Raw genomic sequence first — 14,153 nt, forward strand, 5'->3', positions numbered from 1 at the left:
CCGGCCCTGAGGGGCCGGTTTTGTATCTATCTTTCAAGAACAGGGCAAGGAGTGACAGCATGAGTCAGGAATGGGATGCCGGTCGACTGGACAGCGACCTTGAAGGCGTAGCGTTCGATACCCTGGCCGTACGTGCCGGTCAGCACCGTACGCCGGAAGGCGAACACGGTGATCCGATGTTCTTCACTTCCAGCTACGTGTTCCGCACCGCAGCCGATGCGGCTGCGCGGTTTGCCGGGGAAGTGCCGGGCAACGTTTACTCGCGTTACACCAACCCGACCGTGCGTGCGTTCGAAGAGCGTATTGCCGCGCTGGAAAGCGCCGAGCAAGCCGTTGCCACCGCCACCGGCATGGCCGCGATCATGGCTGTGGTGATGAGCCTGTGCAGCGCTGGTGATCACGTTTTGGTATCGCGTAGCGTGTTCGGTTCGACCATCAGCCTGTTCGAGAAGTACTTCAAGCGTTTTGGCATCGAAGTCGATTACGTTCCGCTGGCCGAACTGCCGGCCTGGGACGCAGCGATCAAGTCGAACACCAAACTGCTTTTCGTCGAGTCGCCATCCAATCCGCTGGCCGAGTTGGTCGATATCGCCGCACTGGCCGAGATCGCTCACGCCAAAGGCGCAATGCTGGTCGTCGATAACTGCTTCTGCACGCCTGCCTTGCAGCAGCCGTTGAAGCTCGGCGCGGACATCGTCGTGCACTCGGCCACCAAGTTCATCGACGGCCAGGGCCGTTGCATGGGCGGTGTGGTTGCCGGTCGCAGCGAGCAGATGAAAGAAGTTGTCGGTTTCCTGCGTACCGCCGGCCCGACGCTGAGCCCGTTCAATGCGTGGATCTTCCTCAAAGGTCTGGAAACCCTGAGCCTGCGGATGAAGGCGCATTGCGCCAACGCCCAGCAACTGGCCGAATGGCTGGAGCAGCAGGACGGGATCGAGAAAGTGCATTACGCCGGTCTCAAGAGCCATCCGCAGCACGAACTGGCCCAGCGTCAGCAGAAGGGTTTCGGTGCGGTCGTGAGCTTCGAGGTCAAGGGCGGCAAAGAAGGCGCGTGGCGCTTTATCGATGCAACCCGGCTGATTTCGATCACCGCCAACCTCGGTGACAGCAAAACCACCATCACGCATCCGAGCACCACTTCCCACGGCCGTCTGGCGCCGCAAGAGCGTGAAGCAGCGGGCATTCGTGACAGCCTGATTCGCGTTGCGGTCGGTCTGGAAGATGTCGCTGACCTGCAAGCGGATCTGGCGCGCGGTCTGGCGGCGTTGTGATCGAGTTGTCCACTCCAGGCACCGGCACCCATGGCCGCGTTGCGCTGGTCACGGGTGCCGCGCGCGGCATCGGTCTGGGAATCGCGGCGTGGCTGATCAGCGAAGGCTGGCAGGTGGTGCTGACGGATCTGGATCGAGTGCGCGGCTCGAAAGTGGCGAAGGTGCTGGGCGAAAACGCCTGGTTCATCGCCATGGACGTGGCGGATGAGGGGCAGGTCGCGCTAGGCGTCGCTGAAGTGCTGGGGCAGTTTGGTCGTCTCGATGCACTGGTGTGCAATGCGGCGATAGCTGCACCGCACAACACGACGCTGGAAAGCCTTGATCTGGCTTACTGGAATCGGGTGCTGGCAGTGAATCTCGGCGGGCCGATGCTGTTGGCCAAGCATTGCGCGCCGTACCTGCGTGCGCACAACGGGGCAATCGTCAATCTGGCCTCGACCCGTGCTGCGCAGTCGGAACCGGACACAGAGGCTTATGCAGCGAGCAAGGGTGGGTTATTGGCGCTGACTCACGCGCTGGCGATCAGCCTGGGGCCGGAAATCCGTGTCAACGCTGTCAGTCCCGGCTGGATCGATGCGCGTGATCCCTCTGTGCGTCGAGCCGAGCCATTGGCCGATGCCGATCATGCGCAGCATCCAGCGGGCAGGGTAGGGACGGTAGAGGACGTCGCAGCGATGGTGGCGTGGCTGTTGTCGCGCAATGCCGGGTTTGTCACCGGGCAGGAATTCGTTGTTGACGGTGGCATGACCAAGAAGATGATCTACTCGGATTGACACGATTTCGTCTTTTTTAGAAAAACTTCAATCCTGCTATTGACTTAGGTTCGCTACCTGCGTAAATTTCGCGGCCTCGGAGATGCAAACGGGTGATTAGCTCAGCTGGGAGAGCGTCTGCCTTACAAGCAGAATGTCGGCGGTTCGATCCCGTCATCACCCACCACTTCCGAGAAACTTGCGTAAGCAAGAGGGTAGGCTGAAATGCCTCCACCGACGCGCAGCGGTAGTTCAGTCGGTTAGAATACCGGCCTGTCACGCCGGGGGTCGCGGGTTCGAGTCCCGTCCGCTGCGCCATATTTAACGAGTCAGACATTGTCTGGTTCGAGATTGAAAAGCACCGAAGCTTTCAATCAAACGAGTTACTTGAGCGCAAGCTCAAAGCGATACGCAGCGGTAGTTCAGTCGGTTAGAATACCGGCCTGTCACGCCGGGGGTCGCGGGTTCGAGTCCCGTCCGCTGCGCCATATCTGTTTCAAGGACCACTGAACGCCTTGAAACACCGAAAGAAGCCGTTGGCTTGTTCGGATCCGATAGCAAAGACCCTGGTCGAAAGACCGGGGTTTTTTGTGTCTGAAATTTGACCTTTCCCCTATTTCCCTACTGATCGCCGACCTGAATTCCACACAGATCCCTGTAGGAGTGAGCCTGCTCGCGATAGCAATGTGTCAGCCAAATTTTCAAAAGCTGACACACCGCCATCGCGAGCAGGCTCACTCCTACAGAAGGCTCTAAATCAGGCTTTTTCAGCGATTTCCTGCGGTGCAATGTCGCAGACGTTTTATTCTTTAGTCGGATATTTGTAACTGGTTGTTTTCGGCGGGCGCAGAAATCTATAAAGTTAACCTTTCGGTCAGCTTTGCACTGTCATTACGGCTCTTGGCTTCGTCAACAAGGGCTTCTGCAAGACTCGAGATTTCCAGCAAATAACCAGAAGGGCGGACGTATAACCGCCCAGAGGATGATCCATGTCCAACCGTGAAATATCCCGGCGTTCGTTCCTTCAGAGCGGGCTGGTCGCTGGTGTGAGCGTTACGCTCACACCGCTCAGCACTCAGGCGCTGGCTGCCTTGATGGAAAACAGCGTGACCGTGCCGTCCGAGAAGTGGCTCGGCCACAACGGCAAGGCACGTCAGCGTAACGATGCCTTGTCGAAAGTCTGCGGCAGCAAGGTTTTTGCCCGCGACATCCGTTCCAAGGACATGCCGGGCTGGCCTGAGCAACAGGGCCACGCCATGTTGCTGAAAACCATCAAGGCTGACCGCATCTATGACGGCTACGACCTGTCGTGGCTAGGCGCCGACTTGCAGCCTGATCGCATCGTCACTGCTGCTGACCTGGACAAGGACGGCATCGTCTTCCCTGAGGAACACGCTCCGGACCCGTTGCTGCCGGAAGGCAAGGTGCCGATGTTCATCGGTCACCCGGTGGCGATCCTGATCTGGAACGATTTCGAGCGTTTCCGTCAGGCCAAGAACAAACTCAAATTCAATGACAAAGCGATTCGTTACGGCGCCCAGGTGCCGTTCTACGAAAGCGATCCGTACGGCAGCTTCCGCTACGTACGCGTCGGTGGCGCGACCTCGGCGGACGAAGACGAATTCGCCAGCCTCAAGGATTCGATCCTGTTCCCGATGCTGAAAAACCGTCGCCCGGTGTGGAATTCCCAGCCAAACCTGCACGGTAACCTGACCGAGCGCGGGCTGTTCTACGCCGACCGCATGAAGAAAGAAATCGATACGCCGCCAGACAACTGGCTGGTATTCGACGAGCGCTACAAAACCCCGTCGATTGAACCGGCCGCGATGGAACCGGACAACGGCAACGGTTGGTACGACCCGGCCACCAAGACCCTGCATTTCGTGGTTGCCACGCAGTGCCCGCTGGAGGCTGCGACCGAGACCGCGAAGATGATCGCGCCGTCGCGTTTTGGCCTGGCCAATCTGAACATGCATCCGGGTTACACCGTCGGTTACGGTTCCAAAGACCACAACATTTTCGTTTACTACGCGGCCCTGGCTGCGCTGTACGGCGCGGGTGTGCCAATACGTTTGGCCAACGACCGCTACGAGCAGTTCCAGAGTGGCATCAAGCGTCACCCGTTCGACATTCGCTATCAGTTGGCGGTGGACAAGAACGATTACAGCTTCAAGATTTTCCGCGCCGAAATGAGCGTCGATGGTGGCGGGCGGATCAACTACAGTCCGTCGGTAGCGGCCGTTGGCGCCACTGCGGCGCAGTCGATCTACTACATGCCGCAGAACGACTTGCAAGTCACCGCGTATCACTCGCGCGGTGTTGAAGCGGGTTCGATGCGCGGTTACGGCACGCTGCAAAGCATGGCCTCCACTGAAATGATGGTCGATGAAATCGCCAATCGTCTCGGCGTCGATGCCATCGACCTGCGTCGCAAAAACGCGCTGCGTTCGGGGATGAAAAATACCCAGGGCGCGATCCCGGCCGGTGCTCTGCGCCTGCACGAGATTCTCGACAAGGCTGCGGTCCACGAAGTCTGGAAAAACCGCGACGCGATCAAGAAGCAGCGCGAAGCCGCAGACCCGGATAACTGGTACGGCGTCGGTTTTGCCATCTGCCAGAAAGACTTCGGCACCGGTTCCGAAGCGCCGATGGCCAGTATCGAATTCACTGCCGAAGGTCGCATCACATTGCGCCACATCGGCATCGAAATCGGCACCGGCATGTCCACCTCGCAAGCTTTGGTTGTTGCTGACTTCCTCGGCAGCCCGGCGCACGAAGTGAAGACTGGCGAGACCGAATGGAAGGAAATGCAGCTGATCACCGGCGGCAATCCTTACATCATGAGCCAGGCCGAACAGGACAACTTCCTGCGTAACCCGCGCTGGGTCGGCAAACTGGCCTCGGCTTCGTCGGCGACCAACTCGGCTTACTACTTCAGCCACGCGACTCGCGAAGCGGCGCGCGTGCTGTTCAATAACGGCTTGTGGCCAGCGGCGATGGAGATCTGGCGTCAGGGCCCGTTCGGCGGTCAGGCCAACCCTTACGTGGTACGTCGCGAAGATGCGCATTGGGTGGACGGCAAACTTACCGCCAACGGCATGCAGCCGCTGACGTTCGAAGAGTTGGCCAAGCACGCTCACGAGCGTGGTCTGGTAACCGCTGCCACCGTGCACGGCTTCAACCGCTGGAGCTGGGCCGAGGCCGAGTACAGCATCGACGGCGTACGTGAGCGTCTGCCGCTCGACGGCCTGGCGGTGAAGTACGGTGACGGCGCGCCGAAGGCGAAAAAGGCGCTGATGACCACGGCTGGTTTCCACTTGCTGGATCGCCAGAACATCGCCTATCCGCCAACTCAGTTGAACAACGCGGCGGTGACTTACTACAGCCCGGTGGCGACGCTGGTCGAGCTGAAGGTCAACAAAGGTTCGGCAGAAGTCCAGGTGCTCAACCACCACTCGTGGGTCGAGTGCGGTCGGGTGCTGGTTGAAGAACTGGTCAAGGGCCAGCTCGAAGGCGGGATCGCCATGGGTATCGGCCATGCGTTGATGGAAGAGATGCCGCTGTACGAAGGCGGGCCGGGGGAGGGTGACTGGAACTTCAACCGTTATCGCCTGCCGATGGCGCGTCACGTTGCGGTGTGGAAGCAGACGTCGGAGATTCTGCCGGCATTGTCGCCAAGCGATCCGTCCAAAGGCATCGCCGAAGTGGTGATGATCCCGATTGTCGGTGCTATCGGTAACGCCGTGGCGCACGCCATCGGTAAACGTGTTCGCGATCTGCCTATCACTTCTGCACGCATCAAGGAGGCCCTCAATGGCTAACCGTCCGCTTCAACTGACCCTCAACGGTCAATCCGTCGGCCCGGTGGACATCCCTGATGACCTGCCGATGATCGACTATCTGCACGAATACAAGAACCTCACCGGTTCGCGTCTGGGCTGCGGCCAAGGCATTTGCCACGCGTGCGTGGTGATCGTCGACAACCCGGACGGCACCAGCGAAGAAGTGCGCACCTGCATCACCGGCGCGCATTACTTCGAAGGTAAAAAAGTCCGCACCATCGAAAGCCACGCCAAGCGCGACGAGAGCGGCCAGGTGACTGAGCTGAACCCGATCCAGCAGCGTTTCGTCGACGAGTTCGCCTTCCAGTGCAGCTACTGCGCGCCGGGTTTCGTCAACGCTGCGACGGTATTGGTAGAGAAGCTGCAGCGCCAGCCCATCGTCCAGAGCAAGCTGGAACAAGTCATCGAGGACAGCCTCGGTCATCACGTCTGCCGTTGCACCGGGTACGTGCGTTATTACAACGCTACCCGCAACGTGCTGACCGATCTCGGCCTGGTCAAGGAGGGTTAAGCATGAAGCTTTTATTGACCCGCCTGACCCTCGCCGTCGGGCTGGCTGCACCGGTGCTGTTCGCGCACGCTGATGATCAGGTCAAGCGCGGCGAATACCTTGCCCGTGCCGCCGACTGCATGGCTTGCCACACCGCACCGGGTGGCGCGCCGTATGCCGGCGGCCTGCCGATTGTGTCGCCGTTCGGCACGATCTACGGCACCAACATCACCCCGAGCAAAGAGCACGGCATCGGTCTGTACAACGATGACGAGTTCTTCGCAGCGCTCACCGAAGGCAAGCGTCGCGATGGTGCGAATCTGTATCCGGCGATGCCGTACACCTCGTATCACCTGATGCCGCGCGCGGATTCGGATGCGATTCACGCGTACCTGAAAACCGTCGAGCCCATCGAGCGTGCTGCGCCGGTTACCAGTCTGAGCTTTCCGTTCAACGTGCGTCTGGGCCTGATGGGCTGGAACATGATGTATGGCAAGGACGTAAAACTGGAGCCAGCCGAAGGCAAAAGTGAAGCCTGGAAACGCGGCCAGTACATGGTCGACGTTCTCGGTCACTGCGGCGAATGTCACACCCCGCGCGGCCTGCCGGGCGCGATGGAGCAGGACAAGCGCCTGACCGGCGGCATCCTCAACGGCTATCTGGCGCCAAGTCTGCTGGCCACCGATCTGGCGGCTCGCGGCTGGAATCATCAGGATCTGAGCACCTTCCTCAAGCACGGCATGAGTGCGCAAGGGACGATGTTCAACGAGATGTTCCCGGTGTTCCACAACAGCACTCAGGGCTTGAATGATCCGGATCTGGCAGCGATGGCGACTTTCCTGCTCGGCGACAAACCGCCAGCAGCAAAAGAGCTGACCGAGGTGCCGCTGGACAAGCTCAGTGCCAGTGCCCAGCGTGGCCGTCAGGAATATTTGAACGTCTGCGCCGGTTGTCACGCAGTCGGTGGCGAAGGTAAGCCGCACATCGCGGTGGCCATGCGCGGCAACACCACTTTGCGCCTGGAAGATCCGCGCAATCTGGTGCGAGTGATCGAGGACGGTATCGGCGAGCAGAAATTCGCCGGGTTCGAACACATGCAACCGATGCCGGGTTTTGCCGACAAGCTTAATCCTGAACAACTGACCGATCTGCTGAACTATCTGCGTCAGGGTTGGGGTGGTCAATCGGCTGAACTGGCGGTTGGAGACGTGCAGAAGCTGCAGGCTGACGCACCTTCCGTCGAGCACAAGGCGCACTGACATGCAGCATCTCGATCTGCAAGTGGTACGACGGGCGCTTGAGTGGTCAGCGGTGGGGCAGCGCATCTGGCTCTGCACCGTGCTGACGACGTACGGCTCGGCGCCGCGCGCGCCGGGTTCGCTGCTGGCAGTGAACGACGGCGGTCAGTGGATCGGGTCGCTGTCCGGCGGTTGCGTCGAGGAGGACTTTCTCGAGCGTGTCGCCGAGGGCGCGTTTCTCGATGCGGTCAACGTGGTGCGTTACGGCGAAGGTGACGATCCACGTTCGCGGGTCAGCCTGCCGTGTGGCGGCATCCTCGACGTACTGGTTGAGAAACTTGACGCCGATTGCGATGTGCAAGCGCATCTGCGCGAGCTGGAATCGGCGTTGCTCGGCCAGCGCCGCTTGATTCGTGAGGTCGATCTGGCCAGCGGTGCGCGCAGTCTGTTTGCTGATCGCGAACAGGGTGCGCGGATCGAGCGTGAAATTGATCGGGTGCGGATTCGCGTCGGTGCGGCACAGCGTTTGTTGCTGGCGGGCTACTCAAGCGTGGCTCAGGCTTGCGCCGAGTTTGCGGTCGGTCTGGGCTTCGAAGTGATTCTTTGCGATCCCCGTGATGAAGTGCTGGAAGGCGTGGTGCTGGATGGCGTGGAGATTCGTCGGCAATTGCCGTCGGTGTTCATCGCTGACGGCGGTTGCCATCGCGATACCGCAGTGGTGGCGCTGACGCACGATCCGCGTATCGACGATCTGGCGATGATGGAAGCCGTGCGGACCGAGGCGTTTTACATCGGTGTCATGGGCTCGCAGCAGACTTCGCATAAGCGCTTTGAGCGTTTACGCAGGATTGGTGGTTTGGGGGAGGGTGATCTGGCGCGGATTCATGCGCCAATCGGTCTGAACCTTGGCAGCAAGACTCCGGCGGAAATTGCTTTGGCGGTATTGGCCGATATCCTGCGGATTCGTAGCGGTATTCCTCGCGATCAGCTCTGATTTACATCAATTCTTGTGGTGGGGGGATAAATCCCCTCATCACAGGTATTGTTCAAACCCCAAACTTGTCCCGCAACCCGTAATACCAAGCCCCCAGCGCCGCAAACGGCGTGCGCAACAATTGCCCGCCCGGGAACGGATAGTGCGGCAAGTCAGCAAACGCATCAAAACGCTCAGCCTGCCCACGCAACGCCTCGGCCAATACCTTGCCGGCCAGATGCGTGTACGTCACGCCATGGCCGCTGCAACCCTGAGAGTAATAGATGTTGTCGCCCAGTCGTCCAACCTGCGGCAAACGCGACAGCGTCAGCAGGAAATTTCCGGTCCAGGCGTAATCAATCTTCACATCCTTGAGTTGCGGGAATGCCTTGAGCATTTTCGGGCGAATGATCGCTTCGATGTTTGCCGGATCGCGTGCGCCATACACCACGCCACCGCCGAAGATCAGGCGCTTGTCGCCCGTCAGGCGGTAGTAATCGAGCAGATAGTTGCAGTCCTCGACGCAGTAGTCTTGTGGCAATAGAGTCTTCGCCAGTTCATCGCCCAAAGGTGCTGTGGTAATCACCTGCGTGCCGCATGGCATCGATTTGGCTGCTAGTTCCGGCACCAGATTGCCGAGGTAGGCGTTGCCGGCAACGATAATGAATTTTGCCCTGACCTTGCCCTGCGGCGTATGCACCACCGGGTTGGCGCCGCGCTCGATGCGCACCGCTGGCGATTGCTCATAAATGGTGCCACCGAGAGATTCCACCGCAGCGGCTTCACCAAGGGCGAGGTTCAGCGGATGGATATGCCCGCCGCTCATGTCGAGCATGCCGCCGACATACTGATCGCAAGCGACGACTTCGCGGATGCGGCTTTGATCCATCAGCTCCAGTTGGGTGTGGCCGAAGCGCTCCCACAAACGCTTTTGCGATTCCAGATGGCCCATCTGTTTAGCCGAAACCGCAGCGAACACGCCGCCGTCCTTCAGGTCGCACTGGATGTTGTACCTGGCAACCCGCTCACGAATGATCCGGCCACCTTCGAACGCCATCTGCCCGAGCAACTGCGCCTGCTTCGGCCCGACGCTGCGCTCGATGACATCGATGTCGCGGCTATAGCTGTTAACAATCTGGCCACCGTTGCGCCCGGAAGCGCCGAAACCGACCTTGGCCGCTTCCAGCACGGTGACACGAAAACCGTTCTCCAGCAGAAACAGTGCAGACGACAACCCGGTATACCCGGCACCGATCACGCAGACGTCCGTCTCCACATCATCCTGCAAGGCCGGACGTGGCGGTACGGCATTGGCCGACGCAGCGTAATAAGACTCTGGGTAAGGGGTGTTCGCCATCCTGCAGCCTCTGTTTAATATATTTTACGAGTGCGCCGATCCTACCCCAGTTGAAAAACCTCCGCCAGCCACCGGAAAAATCTTCTCCGCCGACCCGAAATTAAATATTTTGCATATTCATAGGGTTAGGTGAAAAAAAGGTGTTGACACCCCTCCGGAATTCCGTAGAATGCCGCCTCACAGCAGGCACGTAGCTCAGTTGGTTAGAGCACCACCTTGACATGGTGGGGGTCGTTGGTTCGAGTCCAATCGCGCCTACCAAACAAAATCCGCTCTGCTGGGCGGTCTAGAAGGGCTCACCGAAAGGTGGGCCCTTTTTTGTTGTCTGCGATTTCTTCAGAACGTTCACAAAATATCGGGTTCGTTCACACTGGGCAATGTGAACGCCGATATCAGTTCATTTTCGGATGGGATTCTGAGTTGGGTTGGCGGTGGTGGGGTGGGTGTTGAAAGTTGTGATCAGCCTTGCGACTGCTTGATAGCAATATCTCGAATGGTCTGGATATTCTGGTGGATTGCTGAGAGAACGAACCACACTCCAGAACCTAGGCAGCCTACGGCGAAGCCAATCAGGGCGCCGATGTACTCGTAGTTGCCCTTCATCGCGAAATACCCCACAACCGTTGCAACGATGATTCCTGCCCAAGCGAAGAAATTCACTACGGTAATCACGATGTCTTTCATTGTCTTTGCTTCCTGCGTGGTTAGAGTTGGGTCACTTTGCCATCATCAGGTTGAGCGGTAAACGGTGGTTCTGAAAGGTCTTGGCTCGCAGCTATATACAGCGGAATTTTGAGATAGGGTTCGCGCCCTTAAAAATCCGAATGACTGTTTTCAATCCGCTGAAAATCAGTGAAAAACGGTCCGTTCCAGCTAGGTCGCGGCCTACACGCTCGTTCCATCTTTCACACACAATTTACGCACAGGTTTATCCACAGGTAGTACGTTGCAACACCCTGTGAAACGCATTATCTTGTATGTCGGCGGCGAAAAAACCCTACATGTAGGGGTTTGCCGTTAGCTGCTGACCTCGAACGAGGTACTTAGAAAAGTCTGCGAATGGTCGTGCTTCGGTCTCCACAACTTAGAACACAACCATCCGCACCAACTAAAGCTAAACAGTAGCGATTACGTTAGCCCTAGGGGGAATGCATTGAGCCAAACATTGACGGGATCGTCAACGGTTCTCTGCTGGGTGGTACTCCTCTAGAGCTGATACATAAACCTCGTGTTGGAGTATTACCAATGTCAAAGAACACCAAGCAGACCTCAACGAAGGTCGCAAAGCTGGCCTCTGAAACCCTCAGCAATTCAAACTCGTCGGCGATTGCTAGGCGCCTCGCGGCCTCCGCGTTGGCACAAACCCACTCCACAAAGCAGACGAGTGCCGAAATGGAAGCGGTCGCTGGGAAGGTTCTCCAGAGCGACAAATACAGTGCAGAAACGAAAGCCCTAGCAGCGTCGGTTGTCTCCCAATCCAACCAAGCGCGGGGGGTATAAGCATGCCTTTCTTCGTAGTAGCAACCGTTGATTTGGATGGAGGAGTCACCTCGTCTGCCCGCACCAATTTCAACGAAGAGCTGAAAAAGGAGAAGTTCTTCAAGCACAAGCTGACGACCTTGTGGACTGCGCAATACGTGAATGGCTGGACTAAAGCGTCCGCCCTCAAAGATGCACGTGACAGCATCGACAAAGCAGCAAGAATTGCGGGCATTGCAAGGTATGAAGCTTTGGTTTCACTTGCAGATGAAGCGCCTACTGAGTGGAGGAAACCAACCACCCTTCTGGGTGGTTGATCTAATATTGCCAAGCAACAGGAAGCCCTGCGGAAGCAGGGTTTTTTATGCTAGGTAGATCGATATTTTAGAGCTAGGCGGACATCGGATGCAGTACTACATTTGATTGGGTTTGGATTGCTGGACAGGCTATTCGCCTTTAGGTTAGATTTAAAAAGTCAGAAAATAGCAGAAAGCACGGACTTGCCAATCTAAAGACGGCAAACAAGTTTAAGTAGTTGAAGCAAATTATTTGATTGTGTTTTTTTTGTTGTGGTTTTGGATTTGTTTCAAGAAAAGGATTGCAATGGGTATTTTAATGGTGATTGTAGGTATTTGGTTGATAGCAACCTTATACAATAAGTGGCAATCTGCAAGTCGCAAGAAGATTCAGCAGCGGCAGAGCAGCGTCAGGCCAGCCACACCTGCTCGTCCTGTAGCACCTGCGGCTAAGCATTCAAATCCAGAAGTATTTAGACCTTCCGCGCGCGCTACAACTAAGTCTACGATAAAGTTTAATGAGTCATCTTCAGTATCAACCAGTGGCAGCAGCTCTCTAAGTTTTATTGCGAATTTAACCGGCTTGCACGATGCTTTTACTGGCGCGCCTTTAAATAGTGCGCTTGGTCTGCATCAGTGCCAATCATGCAAGGTTTATTATCATTCCGAAAGCCTTCAAGTTCTTGTCGAAGTAAATGATTCTAAATGCGTATCCTGTCAATCTATAAAAATTATTTCGGTCGGTGCTGGTGCTGGTGCAGCTAGCGGAAAAGATTACGCTCCTAGTGTTGTAACGTTAAGTAACTACCAGAACCATGTAGGATCAGTTGTCACCTTCGAAGGTCGAGTATATGAGGTAAAGGAAAGTAGTCGCGGAAATGACTTTGCAGTCATGTTTGAGAAAAAATCATGGGTTAGTGGATTTAAGTTGGTATTTTTCCGTGGCGCTGTAAGGAAGGTTGGTGGCAATAGTTATGTCAATAGCTTACAAGGGAAGATGATTCGAGTTCGAGGGCTAATTATCAAGCACCCGAAATTCGGCTATGAAATTATAGTGTCTGAAAAATCAATGATACTGAGTGTTGAATAATGAAGTGGACCAACCTCGATACCGGGTACAAGGATCAGCTTGATATAATTAAGAGGCAAACTCCTCACGAACGTCTTGGGATTGAGGTTGGGGCGACTATGGATGAGGTTAAAAAAGCTTATCGAAAAAAGGTCAAATTGTACCATCCAGACAGGGCCGATAACTTTATGGAGAACCATGCCACTGAAGTAATTAAGCTTCTCAATCAGGCGTTAGAAAAAATCAAACAGGAACATGCGTCATGAATAGTGATCGCTATCAGCGCCATTCTTTGATTGACTGGTTTTCTCAGGAGTCTGTAAAAGCATCAAAATTTGCTATTGTTGGTTGTGGTGCGGTTGGAAATGAGGTGGCAAAAAATCTGGCGTTACTAGGGGTTGGACATATTGATTTATACGATTTTGACTCTATAGAGATTCATAATCTAACGCGAAGTGTGTTGTTTAGAGAGAAGGACGTCGGGGGATTTAAAGCGGAAGTAGCAGCTGAAAGAATAAAAGAGCTCGATCCCAATGTTATTGTGAACGCTTTTGTTGGTGACTTCTGGGAAGAGATGTCGCTAGATAGAACCGCATCTTATAGCTGTATTATTTGTTGTGTTGATAATTTCGAAGCTCGTATTAGGCTGAATCAGCTTTGCTTGATCACAAAAACTAACCTTATAAATACTGGCATTGATAGCAGGTTCTGTCAGGTTGAGGTGTTTCCGTTCAAATCATCTGATTACATCGCCTGTTATGAATGTAATCTTCCCAACAGTGCCTACGAGCGTATGCAGCAGCGGTACTCATGCGGCTGGTTAAAAAAAATATCATTTATCGAAAAAAAAATCCCAACTACAATTATTACATCAAGCCTTACTGGGGCACTTGCCGCTTCGAATGCGCTTGAGATGCTGAAGGAAGTACCAGTAGCGGCATCAAAAAGAATATTAATTGACTCGTTTTCTGGAAAATCTACGATTAGTACCATCGAGACAAGTTGCACCTGCCCGGGATGCTCGTCTCTGAGTGGGAATGTCTCGATACTGAAAGGAGGGGCATTAATTCAAGGTGTTTTTAACTTACCTTCCGGATGCTCCGATGATTATGTCATTACCAGTGATCCGATTTTATTATCCACTCGGTGCACTAGTTGCAATCCTTCATTGGAGTCTGCGACTATTATTTTTGATAGGGCGTCTAAGTACAATACTTCCATTAATACTTGCGAACAATGTGGACAGGAATCTGTAGAGGTTGTGATTAGAGACTCGGTCTCGCTATCAGACCTTGAGAAGGTTTTTCAAGGTAGAGAGTTTCCGTGTAAATATATTACCATTAGTGCCAGCAATCAAATATTTATTATAGAGATGGAGAGATAAAA

The 14,153-nt window shown here is 55.5% G+C and carries 13 protein-coding genes and 4 tRNA genes; 15 read left to right on the forward strand and 2 right to left on the reverse strand.

The features are described from left to right. Positions 1-59 precede the first annotated feature (59 nt). From ACTWLJ_RS17185 to ACTWLJ_RS17225, 9 genes are all read left to right on the forward strand, one after another. Positions 60-1,271 carry an O-succinylhomoserine sulfhydrylase gene (locus tag ACTWLJ_RS17185; RefSeq protein WP_401213952.1) on the forward strand — a complete coding sequence of 404 codons (1,212 nt, stop codon included), beginning with the start codon at positions 60-62 and terminating at the stop codon, positions 1,269-1,271. Continuing rightward, positions 1,268-2,044 carry an SDR family oxidoreductase gene (locus tag ACTWLJ_RS17190; RefSeq protein ID WP_401213955.1) on the forward strand — a complete coding sequence of 259 codons (777 nt, stop codon included), beginning with the start codon at positions 1,268-1,270 and terminating at the stop codon, positions 2,042-2,044. The genes ACTWLJ_RS17185 and ACTWLJ_RS17190 overlap by 4 nt, the downstream gene beginning before the upstream one ends. 90 nt (positions 2,045-2,134) lie before the next feature. Then, positions 2,135-2,210 (forward strand) — tRNA-Val (locus ACTWLJ_RS17195). Between the two features lie 54 nt (positions 2,211-2,264). Beyond that, positions 2,265-2,341: transfer RNA gene (locus ACTWLJ_RS17200), tRNA-Asp, on the forward strand. Between the two features lie 93 nt (positions 2,342-2,434). Then, a tRNA-Asp gene (locus ACTWLJ_RS17205) sits at positions 2,435-2,511 on the forward strand. A 501-nt stretch (positions 2,512-3,012) separates the two neighbouring features. Beyond that, the gene (locus ACTWLJ_RS17210) at positions 3,013-5,844 is read left to right on the forward strand and encodes a xanthine dehydrogenase family protein molybdopterin-binding subunit (protein ID WP_445177692.1); all 2,832 of its coding nucleotides are present in this window, start codon (positions 3,013-3,015) and stop codon (positions 5,842-5,844) included. Next, positions 5,837-6,376: a (2Fe-2S)-binding protein gene (locus ACTWLJ_RS17215; RefSeq protein WP_102901229.1), complete on the forward strand. Its 540-nt coding sequence runs from the start codon at positions 5,837-5,839 to the stop codon at positions 6,374-6,376. Before ACTWLJ_RS17210 ends, ACTWLJ_RS17215 begins: the two co-directional genes overlap by 8 nt. Before the next feature lie 2 nt (positions 6,377-6,378). Further along, a complete protein-coding gene (locus ACTWLJ_RS17220; protein ID WP_445177693.1) occupies positions 6,379-7,614 on the forward strand; it encodes a c-type cytochrome in 1,236 nt (411 codons plus the stop codon). Between the two features lies 1 nt (position 7,615). After that, positions 7,616-8,587, forward strand: a complete 972-nt coding sequence (locus ACTWLJ_RS17225) for an XdhC family protein (RefSeq protein ID WP_445177694.1) — start codon at positions 7,616-7,618, stop codon at positions 8,585-8,587. A 52-nt stretch (positions 8,588-8,639) separates the two neighbouring features. On the opposite strand, the gene ACTWLJ_RS17230 is transcribed toward ACTWLJ_RS17225, so the two are convergent. Beyond that, on the reverse strand, positions 8,640-9,923 hold the full coding sequence (locus tag ACTWLJ_RS17230) for an NAD(P)/FAD-dependent oxidoreductase (RefSeq protein ID WP_445177695.1): 1,284 nt from the start codon (positions 9,921-9,923) through the stop codon (positions 8,640-8,642). Between the two features lie 184 nt (positions 9,924-10,107). On the opposite strand from ACTWLJ_RS17230, the gene ACTWLJ_RS17235 reads away from it, so the two are divergent. Continuing rightward, positions 10,108-10,184, forward strand: a tRNA-Val gene (locus ACTWLJ_RS17235). Positions 10,185-10,382: 198 nt separating this feature from the next. On the opposite strand, the gene ACTWLJ_RS17240 is transcribed toward ACTWLJ_RS17235, so the two are convergent. After that, positions 10,383-10,607, reverse strand: a complete 225-nt coding sequence (locus ACTWLJ_RS17240) for a hypothetical protein (RefSeq protein WP_008028259.1) — start codon at positions 10,605-10,607, stop codon at positions 10,383-10,385. Between the two features lie 561 nt (positions 10,608-11,168). Here ACTWLJ_RS17240 and ACTWLJ_RS17245 point away from each other — a divergent pair. The 5 genes from ACTWLJ_RS17245 (at position 11,169) to ACTWLJ_RS17265 (ending at position 14,151) form a co-directional block, all read left to right on the forward strand. Continuing rightward, positions 11,169-11,423, forward strand: coding sequence for a hypothetical protein (locus ACTWLJ_RS17245; RefSeq protein ID WP_445177696.1), 255 nt, complete (start codon positions 11,169-11,171; stop codon positions 11,421-11,423). A 2-nt stretch (positions 11,424-11,425) separates the two neighbouring features. Further along, positions 11,426-11,719, forward strand: a complete 294-nt coding sequence (locus tag ACTWLJ_RS17250) for a hypothetical protein (protein WP_445177697.1) — start codon at positions 11,426-11,428, stop codon at positions 11,717-11,719. 286 nt (positions 11,720-12,005) lie between these two features. Further along, on the forward strand, positions 12,006-12,788 hold the full coding sequence (locus ACTWLJ_RS17255) for a hypothetical protein (RefSeq protein ID WP_445177698.1): 783 nt from the start codon (positions 12,006-12,008) through the stop codon (positions 12,786-12,788). Next, the gene (locus tag ACTWLJ_RS17260) at positions 12,788-13,033 is read left to right on the forward strand and encodes a J domain-containing protein (protein WP_445177699.1); all 246 of its coding nucleotides are present in this window, start codon (positions 12,788-12,790) and stop codon (positions 13,031-13,033) included. Before ACTWLJ_RS17255 ends, ACTWLJ_RS17260 begins: the two co-directional genes overlap by 1 nt. Further along, the gene (locus tag ACTWLJ_RS17265; RefSeq protein WP_445177700.1) at positions 13,030-14,151 is read left to right on the forward strand and encodes a HesA/MoeB/ThiF family protein; all 1,122 of its coding nucleotides are present in this window, start codon (positions 13,030-13,032) and stop codon (positions 14,149-14,151) included. The genes ACTWLJ_RS17260 and ACTWLJ_RS17265 overlap by 4 nt, the downstream gene beginning before the upstream one ends. Positions 14,152-14,153 lie beyond the last annotated feature (2 nt).

The sequence above is a fragment of the Pseudomonas sp. McL0111 genome (assembly GCF_052567255.1).